The sequence below is a fragment of the Nonomuraea marmarensis genome, from assembly GCF_043197025.1.
In the GTDB taxonomy this organism is placed as follows: Bacteria; Actinomycetota; Actinomycetes; order Streptosporangiales; family Streptosporangiaceae; genus Nonomuraea; species Nonomuraea marmarensis.
Window position 1 is genome coordinate 281,223 of sequence record NZ_JBICRM010000010.1, and the last position, 19,269, is coordinate 300,491.

The 19,269-nt window shown below is 69.0% G+C and carries 15 protein-coding genes; 8 read left to right on the plus strand and 7 right to left on the minus strand.

All coding sequences use genetic code 11. The features are described 5' to 3' along the window. Nucleotides 1–97 precede the first annotated feature (97 nt). A complete protein-coding gene (locus tag ACFLIM_RS19460; protein WP_393167326.1) occupies nt 98–2,344 on the plus strand; it encodes a prolyl oligopeptidase family serine peptidase in 2,247 nt (748 codons plus the stop codon). Here ACFLIM_RS19460 and ACFLIM_RS19465 read toward each other — a convergent pair. Both ACFLIM_RS19465 and ACFLIM_RS19470 read right to left on the minus strand, forming a co-directional pair. Next, nucleotides 2,266–3,135: a TauD/TfdA dioxygenase family protein gene (locus ACFLIM_RS19465; RefSeq protein ID WP_393167328.1), complete on the minus strand. Its 870-nt coding sequence runs from the start codon at nt 3,133–3,135 to the stop codon at nt 2,266–2,268. The two genes, ACFLIM_RS19460 and ACFLIM_RS19465, sit on opposite strands and share 79 nt — an antisense overlap. 20 nt (nt 3,136–3,155) lie before the next feature. Continuing rightward, nucleotides 3,156–3,635 carry an ABC transporter ATP-binding protein gene (locus ACFLIM_RS19470; RefSeq protein WP_393167329.1) on the minus strand — a complete coding sequence of 160 codons (480 nt, stop codon included), beginning with the start codon at nt 3,633–3,635 and terminating at the stop codon, nt 3,156–3,158. A gap of 344 nt (nt 3,636–3,979) precedes the next feature. On the opposite strand from ACFLIM_RS19470, the gene ACFLIM_RS19475 reads away from it, so the two are divergent. The 4 genes from ACFLIM_RS19475 (at nt 3,980) to ACFLIM_RS19490 (ending at nt 9,706) form a co-directional block, all read left to right on the plus strand. Beyond that, nucleotides 3,980–4,717, plus strand: coding sequence for a response regulator transcription factor (locus ACFLIM_RS19475; protein ID WP_393167331.1), 738 nt, complete (start codon nt 3,980–3,982; stop codon nt 4,715–4,717). After that, a complete protein-coding gene (locus ACFLIM_RS19480; protein WP_393167333.1) occupies nt 4,710–6,203 on the plus strand; it encodes a sensor histidine kinase in 1,494 nt (497 codons plus the stop codon). Before ACFLIM_RS19475 ends, ACFLIM_RS19480 begins: the two co-directional genes overlap by 8 nt. A gap of 94 nt (nt 6,204–6,297) precedes the next feature. Next, nucleotides 6,298–8,340, plus strand: coding sequence for an ArnT family glycosyltransferase (locus tag ACFLIM_RS19485; protein ID WP_393167335.1), 2,043 nt, complete (start codon nt 6,298–6,300; stop codon nt 8,338–8,340). A gap of 133 nt (nt 8,341–8,473) precedes the next feature. Beyond that, nucleotides 8,474–9,706, plus strand: coding sequence for a glycosyltransferase (locus ACFLIM_RS19490; protein WP_393167337.1), 1,233 nt, complete (start codon nt 8,474–8,476; stop codon nt 9,704–9,706). Nucleotides 9,707–10,389: 683 nt separating this feature from the next. Here ACFLIM_RS19490 and ACFLIM_RS19500 read toward each other — a convergent pair. From ACFLIM_RS19500 to ACFLIM_RS19510, 3 genes are all read right to left on the minus strand, one after another. Next, a complete protein-coding gene (locus ACFLIM_RS19500; protein ID WP_393167341.1) occupies nt 10,390–10,860 on the minus strand; it encodes a hypothetical protein in 471 nt (156 codons plus the stop codon). Next, a complete protein-coding gene (locus tag ACFLIM_RS19505; protein ID WP_393167343.1) occupies nt 10,857–11,201 on the minus strand; it encodes a hypothetical protein in 345 nt (114 codons plus the stop codon). The genes ACFLIM_RS19500 and ACFLIM_RS19505 overlap by 4 nt, the downstream gene beginning before the upstream one ends. Before the next feature lie 457 nt (nt 11,202–11,658). Continuing rightward, nucleotides 11,659–13,074, minus strand: a complete 1,416-nt coding sequence (locus tag ACFLIM_RS19510) for a M20/M25/M40 family metallo-hydrolase (protein ID WP_393167345.1) — start codon at nt 13,072–13,074, stop codon at nt 11,659–11,661. Nucleotides 13,075–13,522: 448 nt separating this feature from the next. On the opposite strand from ACFLIM_RS19510, the gene ACFLIM_RS19515 reads away from it, so the two are divergent. Together ACFLIM_RS19515 and ACFLIM_RS19520 are read left to right on the plus strand one after the other, a co-directional pair. After that, nucleotides 13,523–14,512: a pirin family protein gene (locus tag ACFLIM_RS19515; protein WP_393167347.1), complete on the plus strand. Its 990-nt coding sequence runs from the start codon at nt 13,523–13,525 to the stop codon at nt 14,510–14,512. A 1-nt stretch (nt 14,513) separates the two neighbouring features. Next, on the plus strand, nt 14,514–14,822 hold the full coding sequence (locus ACFLIM_RS19520; RefSeq protein ID WP_393167349.1) for a tetratricopeptide repeat protein: 309 nt from the start codon (nt 14,514–14,516) through the stop codon (nt 14,820–14,822). Between the two features lie 194 nt (nt 14,823–15,016). On the opposite strand, the gene ACFLIM_RS19525 is transcribed toward ACFLIM_RS19520, so the two are convergent. Beyond that, complete coding sequence (locus tag ACFLIM_RS19525) at nt 15,017–16,018, minus strand: Dyp-type peroxidase (RefSeq protein ID WP_393167351.1); 1,002 nt, start codon at nt 16,016–16,018, stop codon at nt 15,017–15,019. Nucleotides 16,019–16,486: 468 nt separating this feature from the next. On the opposite strand from ACFLIM_RS19525, the gene ACFLIM_RS19530 reads away from it, so the two are divergent. After that, nucleotides 16,487–18,052 (plus strand): alpha/beta fold hydrolase, encoded by a 1,566-nt coding sequence (locus ACFLIM_RS19530; protein ID WP_393167353.1) that lies wholly within the window; start codon nt 16,487–16,489, stop codon nt 18,050–18,052. A 159-nt stretch (nt 18,053–18,211) separates the two neighbouring features. Here the strand turns inward: ACFLIM_RS19530 and ACFLIM_RS19535 are convergent, their stop codons facing one another. Continuing rightward, complete coding sequence (locus ACFLIM_RS19535) at nt 18,212–18,997, minus strand: ABC transporter ATP-binding protein (RefSeq protein ID WP_393167355.1); 786 nt, start codon at nt 18,995–18,997, stop codon at nt 18,212–18,214. Nucleotides 18,998–19,269: the final 272 nt, after the last annotated feature.

Consider the following 19,269-nt stretch of genomic DNA (forward strand, 5'->3'; position numbering starts at 1 on the left):
GTACGGGTGTGCGTCGCTGGTATGAGGCCATCCTGCTCGGTGAGCGGGGCTGAGTGATACGGGTGCTGCGGCCGAAATTCGGCCGCAGCACTCATGAATGGCAAGCCGGACGATTGTCCTGAGGAAGGCTTTCTCCATGGCGCGACCAGTTTATCCCAAGACTCAGCGCGACGGCACGGTAGAAAATCTATGCGGCTTTTCGATTCTTGACCCTTATCAATGGTTGGAAGTCGGTGATGACGCACGTGTGCGGGCGTGGGCAGCACGGCAGGATGAGTTGTTCACTGCGCATCGTGCTGAATGGCCCGAAACCGAGAATTGGAGGTCCATGATCGAGGAGTTGTCCACCTTCGGGGTGTGCGATCCGCCGATGGTGCGTGGATCGCTCATGTTCATCACCGAGCAACTGCGTGACGATGAACAACGCCGCCTGGTTGTGGTGGACGACACGGGAGACAGGCTCGTGCTGGTGGATCCGGTTGAGACGGATCCATCCCGCCAAACGCGGCTGCACACCTGGTGGCCGTCAAGCGAGGGCGAGCGGGTAGCGGTTCAAATGGAGGTCGCTGAGCAGCCTGCCAGTGACATCGTGGTGCTGGATGTCCGTACGGGCGAGGTGACGGACGGGCCTTTGCCGCGCGCGCGCAACACCTCGCTCGCCTGGCTGCCGGGCGGAGACGCCTTCTACTACGTCAGCCGAGTCCCCGCTGAGGAATTGGCTCCAGGAGACCAGCGGTTGCACCGGCGCGTTCGGCTGCATCGGATCGGATCCCCGCCCGAGAGCGACCCTGTGGTGTTCGGCGGCGCCGATGCCCCCGACTGTTACTACGGGCTCACCATCAGCGCCGATGGCCGCCACATCGCGATGACGGTGGCGGACGGGCCCGCCCCCCACAATGACGTGTGGATTGCCGAACTGACCGATCCACAGGCTCTTCGCTTCGTAAAGACGGTGGATGGACGCTCCATTGGCGCCCACGTCTTGCCGCGGTTTCTGCCTGACAACAACCTGCTGCTGGTCACCGATCACCAGGCTCCATGTGGCCGCATCTGCACAGCGCCCAGGCACGAGGCCGACCCGTCAGCATGGCGCACACTAGTGCCCGAAGACACCCAGGCTCCCTTGGACGACTGTCTGATCCTGGACGATCCAACGCTGCCGCATCCTTTGCTGCTGGTAGCGCGCGCCCGCCACGGCGTCTCCACCTTGACGGCGCACGATCTGGCCAGTGGCCGACCACTCACCACCGTGCCCCTGCCCGGCGTAGGCGTGGCGACATCCCTGCGGACCGAGTTCCCTCATGGACGTCACCTGTGGTTCAGCTACTGCGATGCCGCCACCCCTGCGGCCGTCTACCGCTACCACGCCGCCACGGGGAAGGTGGAACCCGAAGCCACCAGTACAGCAAGCAAGCCTGACTCGACCATCAGCAGCCACACCGTTCGTTATCCGGCCAGCGACGGCACCGAGATCACAATGTTCCTGTTCACGCCGTCCGAGGAGCTTGACGGCCCCCGCCCCGCTCTCCTGTACGGCTACGGCAGCTTTGGCCTGACGATGCGTCCGCTGTTCTCTCCGATGGCGGCCGCATGGGTCCACGCCGGTGGAACCTACGCGGTCGCCTGCGTGCGCGGCGGCGGCGAAGAAGGCCAACACTGGCACGATGCCGGTCGCGGGCCGCACAAGCAGCAGGCGATCAGCGACTTCAACGACGCGGCGAGCTGGCTCGTCCGCGCCGGCCACACCACCCCCGGCCAACTGGCGATCTATGGGATGTCAGGTGGTGGACTGCTGGTCACCGCCGCCGCCACGCAGCGCCCGGATCTGTACGCTGCGGTCATCGCCGACGGCCCGCTGTGCGACATGGTTCGCTACGAGCGCTTTGGCCTTGGAGGCACCTGGACCGAGGAATTCGGCACCGCCACACAGCCAGAGCAACTCCAGTGGCTGCTCACCTACTCCCCCTATCACCACGTCACTCCAGGAACCGCCTACCCCGCGTTCCTGCTCGCCGGAGCGGTCACCGACCTGCAGACCGGTGAGGCCCACGTCACCAAGATGTGCGCGGCCCTCCAGCACGCCACCAGCAGCGATCGCCCCATTCTGATGCGCCGCGAACCCGACAGCGCCCACTCCGGGTCGTGCGCGAGCAAAGAACGCGCTTTGGCTACCGACATCCTCGCCTTCGCCGGGAAATACACTGGCCTTTCACTCGATGCTGACCAAAAAACCGCAGGACAACATCCCGGTACGCTCGCGGCCGGTCAGCCGGCCGTGGCGGGGCCGAACGGGCGATCCCCGCGCAGGGTGATGCGGTGCATGACCCGGTGGGTGGTGCCGTAGTCGCGGTTGGCGTAGTGGGCGGTTGCGCGGTTGTCCCACATGGCGACATCGCCGGGGCTCCAGCGGTGGCGGATGATGTGCTCGGGCTTGGTGAGGTGGGCGTAGAGCAGGTCCAGGATGGCGCGGCTCTCGGCCTCCGAGACGCCGACGATGTGCGAGGTGAAGCCGGGGTTGACGAAGATGCCCTTGCGTCCGGTCTCGGGGTGGACGCGGATGACGGGGTGCTCCACCGGGTCCAGCCGGGTCACGACCTCGCCGTCCCAGACGCTGCCCTTGCCGCCGCGGCGCTGGGCCAGGTAGTAGCCGAACTCGCGATTGCCGTCGTGTACGGCGGTGAGCTGGTCGGCCAGCTCGCGTACCGGCGCGGACAGGGAGTCGTAGGCGAGCTGGCTGTCGGCCCAGCTCGTGTCGCCGCCGGTGGGAGGCAGGATCACGGCGCGCAGGATCGATCCGAGCGGGGGGCGGGGCATGAACGTGACGTCGGTGTGCCACACGTCGGCGAAGCCGTTGTCGGCGCTGTCGAGCGAGTAGATCTCCGGGTGAGCCTCGTCCACACCGCCGACGACGGGATGGGAAGCGGTCAGCTCGCCGAGCCGTCGCCCCAAAGCGACCTGGCCGTCGTCGTCGAGAGTCTGCCCGGAGAAGAAGAGCACCTTCCTGTCGACGAGCGCGGCTCGTACCGCGACCAGGTCGTCGTCGTCGGCGTTGGCCAGGTCCAGCCCTCCGACCTGGGCGCCGAAGTGCGGTCCGAGCGGGTTCAGGGTGAGCTTGGCAGCGGTTCGCGTGGACATGTGCTCTCCTCAGGCGGTTGTCAGTCGGCGGCGGCGCGGACGGCCTGGCTGACCGTGGCGCGCAGGGCGGCGTACTCGGGCAGGGCGCGGAGCTCGTCGGGCTCCAGGCCGGTGCGTGGCAGGGGGATGTCGAGGTCGAGCGCGATCCGGCCGGGTCTCTTGGTGAGCACCACGACGCGGCTGCCGAGGAAGACGGCCTCCTCGACGCTGTGGGTGACGAACACGGAGGTACGGCCCGTACGCTCGCTCACCAGGCGCAGGTCCTCCTGCAGCCGCTCTCGGGTGAGCGCGTCCAGGGCGGCGAACGGTTCGTCGAGCAGGAGCAGCGGGTTGTCGCTCGCCAGCGCCCTGGCGATGGCGACGCGTTGTTGCTGGCCGCCGGAGATCTGCCAGATCCGGCGATGGGCGACGTTGTGCAGGCCGACTCGCTCCAGGAGCTCCGGCACCCGGCGAGCACGCTCCTCGCGGGGGACGCCCGCGTAGCGCAGGGCCAGGTCCACGTTCGGCGGGCGTGCCGTCGCATGGACGCGTACATATGTATTTCCTACCAATTTATAGTGAATTAGGCAACCGCCGGTCCAAAGCGAACCGGCGGAAGGGCGCCTTCACCTCGCCAGAAGCCGATCTCCTCGCGGACCAGCACCACGGTGCCGCGCGTTGAGATCACGGTGTTGCGTCACGAGGTGGCGGTGTTGCGGCGTCAGGTCGCGCGTGCTCGGTGGACGTGCGCAGCCGCCCAGACCGAGTTCCGGCTGCTCCTTCCCCGCCTGGCGAGTGCGGAACTCACAGCTGATACACAGGATGACGAAAGGACTCGCACAGCATCGTGCCTGACGATCGGACCATGACGATGGCGAATGCGGAGGCTCGCGGGCAGCCGCGCCGGCCGGACGGCAGCCCGGTACGCGTGCTGGTGGTGGACGACGAGCCCACCCTGGCGGAGCTGCTGGCCATGGCGCTGCGCTATGAGGGCTGGGAGGTGCGCAGCGCCGGAGACGGGCTCAGCGCCATCCGGGTGGCCCGCGACTTCCGGCCGGACGCCGTCGTGCTCGACGTGATGCTGCCCGACATCGACGGCCTGCAGGTGTTGCGGCGGCTGCGCGGGGAGTCGCCGGACGTGCCGGTGCTGTTCCTGACCGCGCGGGACTCGGTCGAGGACCGGATAGCGGGGCTGACGGCGGGCGGCGACGACTACGTGACCAAGCCGTTCAGCCTGGAGGAGGTGGTGGCGCGGCTGCGCGGCCTGATGCGCCGGGCCGCCCGTTCGGAGCTGCGCTCCGACTCTCAGCTCGTCATCGGTGACCTGGTCATGGACGAGGACAGCCACGAGGTCCGGCGCGACGGCGAGCTGATCACTCTGACGGCCAAGGAGTTCGAGCTGCTGCGCTACCTGATGCGCAATCCGCGCCGGGTCCTCAGCAAGGCCCAGATCCTGGACCGGGTGTGGAACTACGACTTCGGCGGGCAGGCGAACGTGGTGGAGCTGTACGTCTCGTACCTGCGCAAGAAGATCGACGCCGGCCGGGCTCCGATGATCCACACGCTGCGCGGTGCGGGGTATGTCCTCAGGCCCGGTGAGTGAGCCGCCGGCCCTGAGGAGCCGGTGGCGCGGGCCCGCGCGCTGGTCGCTGCGGGCTCGGCTGGTCGCGGCCATGGTCGTCCTGCTGATACCGGCGTTCCTGATCGTCGGCGTGACCGCTGAGGGGACGCTGGACAAGGCGCTCTACGATCGCGTCGACGGCCAGCTGACCTCGGCGGCGGACCGAGCGCCGCGCGCTTTCGACCTTTCCCCCCGTCCCGACCTGCCCGGCTGCATGCAGCCACGAGGACGGGGGTTCCCACCCGGGCAGGTCATCGGCACCCTGGCGGCGCGGATCTGCCACGGGATGGTCGTCAACGCGGACGTGCTGATGGAGAACGGGCAGATACAGCCGGACGTCAGCCACCTCGACGCCACGCTGCTGACGGTGCCGGTGGGCGCCGCGCCGCGCAGCTACGCTCTCGGCGAGCTGGGTGACTACCGCCTGGTCGCGCGGACCATGCCTGACGGCGCGGTCCTGGTCACCGGGCTGCCGCTGGCGGACACGAAGGAGACGCTGTACCTGGTGGCCGGCGTGGTGGCCGGGGTGACCGTGCTGGTGCTGCTGGCGGTGGCCTACATCGGCGTGGTGATCGTAGGGCGGGCGCTGCGGCCGTTGTCCCGGGTGGCGGCCACCGCCACCCGGGTCTCGCAGTTGACTCTCGACCGCGGCGAGGTGGAGCTGCCGCAGCGGGTCGCCGAGGACGACGCCGACGTGCGCACCGAGGTCGGCCAGATGGGTGCGGCGCTGAACCGGATGCTCGACCACGTCGGCAACGCGCTGGAGGTACGGCAGGCCAGCGAGATGCAGGTGCGTCAGTTCGTCGCCGACGCCAGCCACGAGCTGCGCACGCCTCTGGCGGCGATCCGTGGGTACGCCGAACTGAGCAGGCGCACCGGGCGGCCCGTCCAGCCCGAGGTCGCGCAGATGATGAGCCGGGTGGAGTCGGAAGCGCGGCGGATGACCGCCCTGGTCGAGGACATGCTGCTGCTGGCCCGCCTGGACGCGGGCCGGCCCCTCGCTCACGAGCCCGTCGACCTGTCGAGGTTGACGGTCAACGCAGTCGGCGACGCCCACGCGGCGGGCCCGCAGCACGACTGGCGGCTGGACCTGCCCGAGGAGCCCGTCACGGTGATCGGCGACCCGGCGCGGCTGCAGCAGGTGCTGGCGAACCTGCTCACCAACGCGCGCGTGCACACGCCCGAGGGCACCCGCGTCACGGTCCACGTGGGCGCCCGCGGAGCGCAGGCGGTGCTGCGGGTCGTGGACACCGGGCCGGGCATCCCGGCCGAGCTGCTACCGCACATCTTCGAGCGGTTCGCCCGCGGCGACGGCTCGCGCTCCCGGGCGGCCGGCAGCACCGGCCTCGGGCTGGCCATCGTGCACGCGGTGCTCGCCGCGCAGGGCGGGACCGTGGAGGTCTACAGCGTGCCCGGTAAGACCCGGTTCACCGTGCGGCTGCCGCTGGCCGCCGTCGTCGGGAGCTGAGGCAGGTTCACAGCTTGCGCACAGCGTCGGCACAAGGCACGGACAGGCTCGCGGGCGACAGTTCTGACGTACGCATGGATGAAAGGACGCACCGATGAGCTCCACGTTGCCCGCGACGCCGATAGACCGGTCGCCGCCCGACCCGGCGCGCGGTGGAGGGCGGCGGCGCGCGCGGGCGGACCACGTCCCCTGGGTACGTCCGGCCCTGCTCGCGCTGCTGCTGGCCACTGCCGTGCTGTACCTGTGGGGCCTGGGCGCCTCCGGCTGGGCGAACTCGTTCTACGCGGCGGCGGCGCAGGCCGGATCACAGGACTGGACGGCGTTCTTCTTCGGCTCCTCGGACGCGGCCAACTCGATCACCGTCGACAAGACGCCCGCCTCGTTGTGGGTGATGGACTTGTCGGCGCGGCTGTTCGGCGTCAACGCCTGGAGCCTCCTGGTGCCGCAGGCCCTGATGGGCGTCGCCACGGTCGGGCTGCTCTTCGCGGCCGTGCGCCGCTGGTACGGCCCGGCGGCGGGCCTCATCGCCGGGGCGGCGATGGCGCTGACGCCGGTGGCGGTGCTGATGTTCCGCTTCAACAACCCCGACGCGCTGCTGGTGCTGCTCATGGTCGCCGGCGCGTACGCGGTCGTCCGGGCCGTGGAGAGCGGCGCCACCAAGTGGCTGGTGTGGGCCGGGGTCTTCGTCGGCTTCGGCTTCCTGGCCAAGATGCTCCAGGCGCTGCTATTGGTCCCGGTGTTCGCGCTGGTCTACCTCATCGCAGGGCCGCCCAAGCTCGGCAGGCGCATCCTGCAGCTTCTCCTGGCGGGTGTCGCACTGGTCGTCTCGGCCGGCTGGTACGTCGCCGTCGTCGAGCTGATGCCCGCCTCGATGCGCCCCTACATCGGCGGTTCACAGAACAACAGCCTGCTGGAACTGACTCTCGGCTACAACGGCCTGGGCCGGCTGAACGGCAACGAGAGCGGCAGCGTCGGCGGCCGGCCGGGCGGCGGCTGGGGCGAGACCGGGTGGATGCGCATGTTCGACGCCGCGCAGGGCGGCCAGGTCGCCTGGCTGCTACCGGCCGCGCTCATCCTGCTGGCCGTGGGCCTGGCGGTGACGGCCCGTGCGGCCCGCACCGACCGCACCCGCGCCGGGTACGTGTTGTGGGGCGGCTGGCTGCTGATCACCGCCGGGGTGTTCAGCTTCATGGCGGGCATCTTCCACGCCTATTACACCGTGGCCCTCGCTCCGGCCATCGGCGCACTGGCCGGCATGGGCGCGGTGACGCTGTGGCGGCGGTGGAGCGGCGCATGGGCCGCACCGGCCGCGGCCGTCACCGTGGTGCTGACGGCCTGGTGGTCGTTCGAGCTGCTCGGGCGCAGCGGTGACTTCCTGCCGTGGTTGCGCTGGGTGGTGCTCCTCGGCGGGCTCCTGGCCGCGCTCGGATTGCTGGCGTCCATATGGCTGCCCGTACGGGTGGCCTGGGTGAGCGCGGTGCTGGCGCTCGCCATGGTCCTGGCCGGGCCAGGGGCCTACGCGATGGACACCGCCGCCACCCCGCATGGCGGCTCGATCCCGTCGGCCGGTCCTTTCGTGACAGGCGGTTCCGGAGGCAGGGGCGGCCACGGACCGGGTGGCATGCCACCGGGCGCGGCCCAGGGCGTACCGGGCGTCCAAGGCCAAGGCGGCACGGCGCGGAACGGCGGTGCGCCAAGGGACAACCAGCCCCAAGGTGGCGCGCCACGTGGCGGCATGGGGCGGGGCGGCGGCATGGGCGGGCTGCTCAACGGCACCACCCCCGACCAGGACATGGTCGACCTGCTGCGACGCGAAGCCGGCTCCTACACCTGGGTGGCGGCGACGATCGGGGCGCAGAACGCCTCGGGCTACCAACTGGCCACCGGCCATCCGGTCATGCCCATCGGCGGCTTCAACGGCAGCGATCCCTCGCCCACCCTCGCCCAGTTCCAGCAGTACGCCGCCGACCAGAAGATCCACTACTTCATCGCCGGCGACCGCGGCCCCATGCGCGGCGACAGCGGCAACGACACCGCCGCGCAGATCTCCGCGTGGGTGGCGGCCACGTTCAAGGCCACCACGGTCGGCGGCGTCACCGTCTATGACCTGACGTCATCCACCGGCTCGGCTTCCTGATCGGGTCGGTGCAAGGCGGCTCCCCGCAACCGGGGAGCCGCCGCTTGCCGCGATTCGGGCGCGGTGCGACCTTCACAGGCTCGCCACAGCAACACCACAAGGCCCTGACAGCCACCCCGACAACGGTAAGGTCATGAGCACTTCAGCGCTTCACACCCATGTCGCGACCGCAGGTCCCGCGGCGCGCACGCCGGTCCTCGATGTCGTGGTCCCCGTCTACAACGAGCAGGACGACCTCGAACCGTGCGTGCGCCGCCTGCACCACCACCTGGTCCGCGAGTTCCCCTACCCCTTTCGCATCACGATCGCCGACAACGCCAGCACCGACCACACCCCGCAGATCGCGGCCAGGCTCGCCGCCGAGCTGCCGGAGGTCGCCTCCGTACGGCTGGCGGCCAAGGGGCGAGGCCGCGCGCTCAAGCACACCTGGTCGGCCTCCGACGCGTCGGTGCTCGCCTACATGGACGTCGACCTTTCCACCGACCTGTCCGCGCTGCTGCCACTGGTGGCGCCGCTCATCTCCGGCCACTCAGACCTGGCCATCGGCTCGCGCCTCACCCGCGGGGCCCGCGTGACCCGCGGCCCCAAACGGGAGATCATCTCCCGCTGCTACAACCTGCTGCTGCGCGGCACCCTCTCGGCCCGCTTCTCCGACGCGCAGTGCGGCTTCAAGGCCGTCCGCGCCGACGTGGCCGCGCGGCTGCTGCCCCTGGTGGAGGACACCGGCTGGTTCTTCGACACCGAGCTGCTCGTACTCACCGAACGCGCCGGGCTGCGCATCCACGAGGTGCCGGTCGACTGGGTGGACGACCCCGACAGCCGCGTCGACATCCTGCGGACCGCCATCGCCGACCTCAAGGGCATCGCCCGGCTGGCCAGGGCGCTCAGCACCGGCCGGCTGCCCCTGGCGCGGCTGCGCGAGCAACTCGAGCGCGCCCCGCTGCCCGTCGACGGCGTGCCCGCCGGCCTGACCGGCCAGCTGCTGCGCTTCGCCACCGTCGGCGTCGCCAGCACCCTCGCCTACCTGCTGCTGTACGCGTTGCTGCGCACGGGGACCGGAGCCCAGGCCGCCAACCTCATCGCCCTCCTCGTCACCACCGTGGCCAACACCGCGCTCAACCGCCGCTTCGCCTTCGGGGTGCGTGGCACCGGCCGCCTCTGGCTGCATCAGGCCCAGGGCCTCGTGGTGTTCGCCGCGAGTCTCGGCCTGACCGGCGGCTCGCTCGTCCTGCTGCACGCCCTCGACCCCGAGCCCGCCCAGCCGCTGGAACTCGGCGTGCTGGTGGCGGCCAACCTGGCCACCACCTGCCTGCGATTCCTCCTCCTGCGGACGTGGGTCTTCGGCCGGGCGATCCGGAATCGCTAGCGAGCTGGTCCGGTCACCTGGGCCGATGCGCAGTGGTCAGGGCCCGGTTCGCCGTTCACCTTCGTGGCGGACGAGATCGAGGTCATCCGCTGAGGGCACGGTCAAGGGGCGCAGCGCCTGCCGGGGCGACGGTCGCGGTCGCCGTCGCCCTCGCGTCCCGTGATGGTGCGATGACAGGCAGGTCACCCGTTCGGGGGCCGGTTCCCCCCTCGGGGCATGAGCGACCGGCAGGCCTCATACGCCTTCTGCATCTCGGGCGACATCGAACCGAAGCCTCCCGGTCCACCGCTCGGCCGGTCGGTCGGCCGAGCGGTCAGACGCGCTGTCGGACGTTCGCTCGGCCTCGCCGTCGGACGCCCGCTGGGCGGGGTCACCCCATTCTGCTTCAGGCAGTCGTTGAAGGCGGCCCGCTGGTCGCCACCGTCATTCCCGCCACCACCGGTGTTCGTGCCGCCGCCTTGGGACGTCCCGTTCCCCGAGGTCGTGTCACCACCAGAGGTCGAGCCGCCGGCACCTCCGCAACCGGAGACCAGCAGGGCCACAACCGTCAGAGTCACGGCACACAAATAGCGCATTTGACATCAACTGACCTTTCACACGAGCTGGGCAAAGAGATCACTTACTAAATGGGGCAGGACGTAGCGCGCCGATCGGAACTTCGCCTGCAGCCGAGGTTTTGCATTTCACGATCCCTGTCCCCGTGTGGCATCCTCGGCGGGCTTGCGTCTGATGCGGGTGGCGAGCAGCAGGAGGAGGGCCGACTGGCCGAGCATTCCTGGGGCGAGCGGCGGTGCCGGCCCCACGACCTTGGTCAGCGCGTACCACCAGCGCGTGACGACGGGCAAGATGTCCCAGGTGGCCGAGTAGCGCTGGTCGAGCGGCCCCGCGTCGTAGTTCGCCGCGACGTGCGCGTAGACGCCGAAGACCGAGGCGAGCAGCACGACCAGCGCCAGCAGCCGGGCCGCGGCGACCAGCCGAGGCGAGTCATTCCCGAGCAAGAGGAGCACGGCCATCCCGAGCAGCACGATGGCGCCCCACGGGATCATTTGTTCCGTGGTCTGCCAATGTTGCTCTGCGGCGAGTTCGAAAGCGGCGCCGAAGACGCCGATCGCCGTCAGCGCCGTCAGCGCGTGCCGGATGAAGGTTTCGCTCACGGCACGAGCGCAGAGACGATCTTGTCGACGGTCTGCTGGCCGGGGTTGTACTTGGCGAGGTTGTCCCGCAGCGAGGTGAGGTTGGGGTCGTCGGCGGCGTACGGGCGGTACTCCATCACCTCGCGCGTCCACCGCGCGGCGTTGTCGACACCTGCGGCCTCGAGCGCCGCCGTGATCTCGCTCTCGCTCGCGGTGTTGGCAGAGACCTTCCCGGCCTGGCTCGCTCCACTGGATGCGGGGGCGGCAGTCGACCCTGTGTCCTCGGAGGTCGCCCCGCACGCTGTGAGAGACACGGCCGTCGCCAGAGCGGCCAATGCCACCCTGAACCTTACTGATGGCATGATGGACTCCCTCATGTTCCTGCCGGTCCCTGGTGTCCGAGCGTTCCATAGAGACCTGTGTAGAAGATGTGGGCAGGCTGGGAGATAACCGAGGGGCGTGACAGGCGGCCGTTCACTGAGATCCACGCCGACACGTCCATCCGGTACGTCCTGAACCATCCCGGCGTCGTCGCGACCAGCTTCGCGGGCGAGTACGACCCGGCGACGCGGCCCAGGTGGAGGTGCTCAAGAAGTCCGGCAAGACGGTCACGCGGGCCGTCGAAGCTGCTCGCGGACCTGCCGCGATGACCGCCATGGGTACCCGGGACTGGCGCACGGTCGTGCGCGTAGGGGCAAATCGACCCTCCCGGCCGCCGAGCAGGTCGCCGCCGACACGATGGACGGGGTGCTGACGAGTCTCACGAAGCTACGGCGGGCGGTGCCGGGCAGCGCCCGCCGTAAGGCTCCGCCCGATCCGCTAGGCGCGGCCGGGGAAGCTGACCGGGCTGCGGTTACCCGCCTTGTCGACCGCCCGTACACCGAAGAAATGGTTGTCCTTGAAGATGTTCTTCAGGGTGACCGTGGTGACGTTGCCGACCTCGATGGTCTTCGTCCATTCCGGGTCCGTCGTCGCCCGCATCACGACCTCGTAGCCGGCCAGGTCGGGCTCGGTGTTGGCGATCCAGGTGAGCGTGGTGTCGGTGTCGAAGCCGCTCGTGTCCATCACGGCACGGGTGGGCGCGGCCGGCGCGAGCGCCAGCGAGGCGAGCGAGATGGCGTTCACCCGGGCGACCCGGGCGATGTAGTCGAAGTCGCAGAATTCGGGCAGGTCACCGATCTGCACGCCGTTCTCCACACGGACGTCCTGGTGCTGGTGGCGCCAGTCTTCGTTGGTCTCGGTGAACCGCGCCGCGGGGTAGCCCTGTTCCAGGAACGGGATGTGGTCGCCGCCCCGCCCGAACCGGTCGCGACGGTAGATCATCTTCACTTTCATGCGGGTCGCTTCGTTCTCGGCGACCTCCTTGACGAACCTGGCGAGCTGGCGGGCGGGCGACTCGGTCTCGCCGCCGCCGTACCGCCGCCAGTCGGCCTCGGCCGCCGCCGGAGTCGACGCCAGCCCTTCGGCGAAGATCCGCACCGTGTACGGGTCGCGGATGCCGTTCTGTCCCACGGAGCTGCCGATGATGTCGTTGGTGAACATGCCGGCGATGTCGCGATTTTGCTGCTTGGCCTGTTCGGCGAAGTAGGTGGCGCCCCACAGGCCCTGCTCCTCGCCGGCGACGGCCATGAAGACGATGGTCGCGTCGAACGTCCGGGTCGCCATCACCCTGGCCATCTCCAGCACGGCGGCAACCCCGGAGGCGTCGTCGTTGGCCCCGGGCGCGTCGCTGCTGAAGTCGGTGACCCGGGTGGGCATCGAGTCGTAGTGGCCGCTCACCACGTAGGTACGGCCGGCCGACTCGGCCTGGGCGCCGTGCAACGTTGCCACGACGTTGGTGACCGGCGTCGGCTGCGGGAACCGCGGGGGTTGGGCCGGCTGGACGAAGGTCTGCAACTCCACGGTCATCCGGCCGCCGGACGGCGCCGCCGCCTTCTTGAACTCCGCGAACAGCCAATCCCTGGCGGCGCCGATGCCGCGGCTGGAGTCGTCCTGCGCGGAAAGGGTGTTCCGGGTGCCGAACGAGACGAGCTTCAAAACCGTCCGCTTGATGTTTTCGGCACTTATCTCGCGCAGCATCCGGCGTAATTCGGTGGTGGGTTCCTGGCCGTGGTATCCGGTTGACGCCGATGCCGGAGCCGCCGCTCCGATGATGAGCGGTGCGCTGCCGACGGCCGCTCCCGCGAGGGCCTGCCGTCGGGTGAGTCCCTGATCCGTCGAAGGCTGATGGTTCATGGCGCTCCTGCCTTTTGCGAGGGTGCCGTGGTACCGGCTCCCCGAAAATATGCGCCCGAACTGGGTCCGTCCAGATCACTTGACAGATCCCGTTGATTCGGCGTCCGGGTGCGCGACCGCCCATTACAACGACGTATCGGGCCAAGGCCGGCTCGGTCAACGTGCTGGGCGGCGCCCCGTTCGGCTCCCGCCCGGGGGACGACAGCGTCGTGTACGACGCGTAGCTTGAACCACGGATAGGTGGCCGCTCGATCAAGGTCACCCCGCCGCCACACCTCTCCTGAAGCCCCCACACCTTAGCGGCGATCCACCGAAAATCCCGGACCGTAACCCACGCGACGCGGTCAAGCCCACAACCGGTGCCCGGCAGGACTACAGCGCGGAATGCCCGATGGCAGACCTGTGTTAAGTCGGGCAGTGATTGAACATTCAACAAACAGGAGGCGCCATGCCCGCCATCACCGCCGACACCCTGACGCTGCCGCGCGTCGCCGTACCCGATCCGGCCGCCGTCGGACGGCGGCCCGTGCGGTCGGTGACGACCGCGCCCAGCGGGTTCGAGGGTGAAGGCTTCCCGGTTCGGCGCGCGTTCGCGGGGGTGCCGCAGTCCATGCTGGACCCGTTCATCCACATGGACCAGATGGGCGAGGTCGAGTACGCCCCCGGCGAGCCGAAGGGCACCTCCTGGCACCCGCACCGCGGCTTCGAGACCGTCACCTACATCATCGACGGCATCTTCGAGCATCAGGACTCCAACGGTGGCGGTGGCGTGATCACCAACGGGGACACCCAGTGGATGACCGCGGGGTCCGGGCTGCTGCACATCGAGAAGCCCCCGGAGCACCTGGTGATCTCGGGCGGGCTGTTCCACGGCGTCCAGCTGTGGGTCAACCTGCCCCGTGCCCACAAGTTCCATTTGCCCCGCTACCAGGACATCCGTGGCCGCCAGACGGCGCTGCTCGCCTCGGCCGACGGCGGCGCGCTGCTGCGGGTGATCGCCGGTGAGCTGGACGGGCACCCCGGTCCGGGCGTCACGTTCACCCCGATCACGATGGTGCATGCGACCGTGGCCCCAGGCGCGCGGCTGGAGCTGCCGTGGAACCCCGGTTTCAACGCGCTCGCGTACGTCCTGGCCGGGCAGGGCTTCGCCGGCGACGAGCGCAGGCCGGTACGCAAGGGACAACTGGCCGTCTTCGGCGAGGGCGGGGCGCTCACCGTCGCCGCCGACCCGGCCCAGCCCCAGGCCGAGCCCAACCTGGAGGTGCTGCTGCTCGGCGGGCAGCCGATCCGCGAGCCGGTCGTGCACTACGGCCCCTTCGTGATGAACACCCGCGCCGAGATCATCCAGGCGATGGATGACTACCAGGCCGGCCGCCTGGGCGTCGTCCCCGCCGAACGCCTACCGCACGCCGACGGGCCCGTCCCGGAAGGAGACTGACATGCTCGCCGAAGAGTACGAGCGCGGCCGCCTGTTCTTCGACTCCCAGGACTACATCGGAGCCGCTCGCATCCTGGCCGGAGTGGTGGCGGCGGCCCCGGAGAACGTGGCCGCCCGGCTACTGCTGGCCCGCGCCTACTACCACTCGGCCCAGCTCGGCCGGGCCGAGGCCGAGCTTCGGCTGATCCTGGAACGCGACCCGGCCGAGGGGTACGCCTGCCTGCTACTCGCCCGTACGCTGCAACGCCAGAACAGGCCGAAGGACGCCGAGCCGTACCTGCGCCTCCATGCCGCGATGACCGGCGAGTAATACGCTCGACGTGAGGCGCCGCCGGTGCGGGCCGAGCGGCGGCGCTGCCGCCCGCGGGGGCTCCTCCTCCAGGTCGAGCCCACGCGGCCGCGGAGATCGGCGCCGGTTCCGATGCAGGTCGTTCATCGAACGTCGCTTCCTCTGAGATCGCCGATGCCCAGCGGCTGCTGGAACGGCCCCGGTCGGATGACGGGTCAATCACGGCGTCGGCGCCCACCGCCGCCCCCGGTCCCGGTCGCGGCCGCGACAGCAGGCGGACGGGGCAGGTCGTCGAGGAGGTCGGCACTCGGGACGAAGAACAGGGAGCCGGTCACGGGGATGGAGAAATCCAAGATCCGGTCGTGCCTGGCCGGCGGATCGCCCACGAACATCCGCTCCAGCATTCGTTCGGTGACGGTCGGAGTGCGGGCGTAGCCGATGAAGTACGTGCCGAACTCACCGCGCCCCACGACACCGAAGGGCATGTTGTCGCGCAGGATCTGGTGCTCGGTACCGTCAGGATCCACGATCGTGGTCATCGCAACATGGGAGTCGGCCGGTTTGACGGCGTCATCCAGCTCGACGTCGGACAACTTTCTGCGACCGATCACCATTTCCTGGGCCTCGACCGGCAGAGCGTTCCACGCCCGTAGATCGTGCAGGTACTTCTGCACGATCACATAACTCCCGCCGGCGAACAGCGGATCTTCCGCGCCGATCAGGACGGCGTCATCGGCGGCCGGGCCCACGGGGTTCTCGGTCCCGTCGACGAAGCCCAGCAAGTCTCGTACGTCGAAATACTTGAACCCGTGCACCTCGTCGCGGACCGTGACCACGTCTCGCACCCGGTCCATGATCTCTACCCCCAACGCGAAGCACAGGTCCGTCCGCTGCGCCCGGATGTGGAACAGCAGATCACCCGGTGTCGCCACGGCGCGGTGTACAGGCCCGGCCAGTTCGCGGAACGGGTGCAGCTCGGCGGGGCGCGGCCCGGCGAACAGCCGGTCCCATGCCTGCGAGCCGATCCCGGCGACGCAGCTCAACCTGCCTTCCTGCTCCCGGAAGCCGACGGCCCGCTGCAATCCGGACAGCTCGGATAGCAAGGCCCGCACACGGGACTCACCTCCTGGATCGATCGTCACCACGAGGAAGAGCGCCGATCTCGTCAGCGGGCTCAGCACCGCCTGCGGGATCACCTGATGCCCTGCCTCCGCCATCGCCGTTCACTCCCCCTCTTGATGCTCCGTCACGGCCGCAGCACGGCCTCGATGACTTCGTCGTCGGGTTCTCTACGTCAGTCTCCAGGCGCTCGCGGATCTGACCGACCGGGTCGCCTTGCCGGTAGTCGATCTCGCCTGCCTTGTCCAGCCGTTCGGGCACCGCATCGACGACGTAGACCTCGGCGGCCGAGTTGGAGCGTCGGATCGTCAGTCACATGACGCATCCCTGTAGTCAGTGCCACCTACACGAGCACTCAAGCCAGAACCACCTGCTGAGATTCATTAAGCGCTGCTCAAAATCGATCTTCATACGGGTCAGAGTGGGGTCAGCCCGAATCTCTTGACAGCCGTAGCGGCACTCTGTGAGAGAAATTTTCAGATTTTGCTCCATTCGCCCCGCCGAGCAGGAAGGATCAAGGCCGGCCGCGTGCCCACGGGGGCGCACCGACCGACGATTGGAGCAACATGCGAAGAAGGACCTCTCTGCTCACCGCCGCCTTCGTGGCTCTGGCGACGCTCTTACCCGTTTCGACGGCCAGCGCGGAAGCCGAGGACGCAACCGCGACGGGTGGCATCGCCTGGGCGCCTTGTGAGGAGGAGCCCGCCGCCGAGTGCGGCAAGCTGACCGTCCCGATCAACTGGTCCAAGCCGGGCGGGCCGACCATCGACATCGCCGTCGCCCGGCGCAAGGCCACCGATCCCGCGGCCAGGATCGGGTCCCTGGTGATCAATCCGGGTGGGCCGGGTGGGTCGGGTGTGGAGGCCGTCTACGGCGCTCCCGGGTCCTACACCGAGGAGCTTCAGCGGCGGTTCGACATCGTCGGCTTCGACCCCCGGGGCGTGCGCCGCAGCAACCCGGTGATCTGCTCGGCATCGGTGTACAACCAGATGCCGCACACCGTGATGAAGAGCCAGGCCCACTTCGATGCCTGGAACGCCTTCACCAAGAAACTGCACGCGGACTGCCGGGCCCGTACCGGTCCGCTCTACGACCACGTCGACTCCGTCGACGTCGCGCGTGACATGGACGCCCTCCGCGCCGCCCTCGGCGAGGAGAAACTCACCTACTACGGGATCTCGTACGGCACCCTGATCGGGCAGATGTACGCCGAGCTGTTCCCGAACCGGATCCGGGCACTCGCCCTCGACAGCAACATGGACCACAGCCTCGGCGTCAAGGGCTTCTTCGGCACCGAGGCGCTCGCCGTCGAGGACGCGTTCGACCAGTTCGTCGGCTGGTGCGAGCAGGACACCAGTTGCGTCCTGCACGGACGTGACATCCATGCGATCTGGAAGGGCCTGCTGGAGAAGGCGCGGCGCGGCGAGCTGTACTACCCGGGCGTCCCAGACCGCCCGATGACCGAGCTGCAGGTCATCTACAACGCCGCACTGGGCACCGAAGGGCCCGACTGGCGTCTGCTGAGCGAGATGATCAACGCCTTGGCCGGTGGGCCGCCGCCGGAGTGGGTGCCTCCGCTGCCCGGCCGGCAGCCCGTGGAGGGGGACGTCGCCTACCTGCCGACCGCGATCCTCTGCCAGGACTACAACCTCAGGGTCCGGAACTACTGGGAGTACGCGGAGCTCATGCGCACCTCCAACCGCCTGGCCCCCGACACGCGGTACCACCCGTACCCGACCGACGACATGCCCATCTGCCTCAACTACCCGACCACCAACCCGCCGCACGAGCTGCGGTACACGGGCGATGCCCCGCTGCTGCTCGGGAACTCGCTGCACGACCCCGCCACGCCGTGGATCTGGTCGGCCAACGCGGCCCGTCAGCTCGGCCCCAAGGCGGTGCTGCTCACGTACGAGGGCTGGGGGCACCGCATCTACGGCAAGGACAAGTGCCAGACGGATATCTTCGACCAGTACCTGATCTCGCTGACCGTGCCTCCGCACGGCACCCGCTGCGCCGTAGGCACGGCGGAGGCCACGCTCAAGCAGCAGACGCGGACGTGGCCGTCGGACTCGCTGCCCTGGGCCGGTCCGGTTGCCATCCCGTCTCGCGCTGAGCGAGGCGTGGCCTAGCCCAAGGTCATGGGTACGGCTCCCGCGAGCCGTACCCATGACTCTCACGCGACGGGACCTCGTCGATCGTTGGGTGCAGTCGTGCCGCCGCGAACTCCTTGACCGCGCTCCGTCCGTACGTGCAACGGGGCCGTTCGGTGAATACGCACACGCGCATGCTCACTGTCCAGCCTCCCGGGCCATCGCCGACGTGCCCCACCCCACCAGCAGCTCGTGCAGATCGGCGCTGCATCGTGCGACCTCTTCGAAATGGGCGTCGCGGCCCAGGGTCCGCGGGCGCGGGATGCGGATTTCGACCACCTCCCGGATTCGTCCCGGACGCGGCGTGAGAACCACCACCCGGTCGGCCAGGAGCACCGCTTCGTCGATGGAGTGGGTGACGAAGACGATGGTCGACGCGTTCTCCATGTGCACGCGCTGCAACTCCACCGACAGTTCCGCACGAGTGATCGCGTCGAGCGCGGAGAACGGCTCGTCCATCAGCATCACCCGGGGGTTGCCGATCAGCGACCGGCAGAGGGAGACCCGCTGCTGCATGCCGCCGGACAGCTCGTGCGGCAGGCGCTTCTCGAAGCCGGCCAGCCCGGCCATCTCCAGAAGTCGCACGGCGCGCTCACGATGCGCCGCCCGGCGCCAGCCGAAGATCTCCACCGGGAGCAGCACATTGTCGATGACCGACCGCCAGGGCAGCAGCGCGGGCCGCTGGAACAGCATCGCGATGTCGCGCCGTGCCTTGGTGACCCGTTCGCCGGCGACCGTAATCTCACCTTCGGTCGGCGGCAATAAACCGGCGATAAGCCTCAGAAGTGTAGATTTACCGCATCCTGATCGGCCGACCAGAGCGACGAACTCGCCCTCGGCCACGGTCAGGTCGATACCGCGGAGCGCCTCCACGACTCCGGATCGTCCACTGAAACTGCGGGAAACCCCGGCCAGCCCAATCATGCGCGCAGCTCTCCATCTGACTGAGGTTTTAATCCAGTCGAACCAGAGTATAAGGATTGACAAGAAATGGAAGTCTCATGGGGTTAGATACCATTTGTTGTATTATTTAACGTGATTCCCATCTGAGGGCTCAGGCACCTCGAACGTAAGCATTCAGCAGATCAAGATCATGATGGCGTGAGTGGTGTCCCTGCAATGGGATGATCTTCGTGTGTCGAAGACCCCGGATCGCCGCCCGTCATATGACGAGCTCGCGGCGCTGGTGGTCCGAC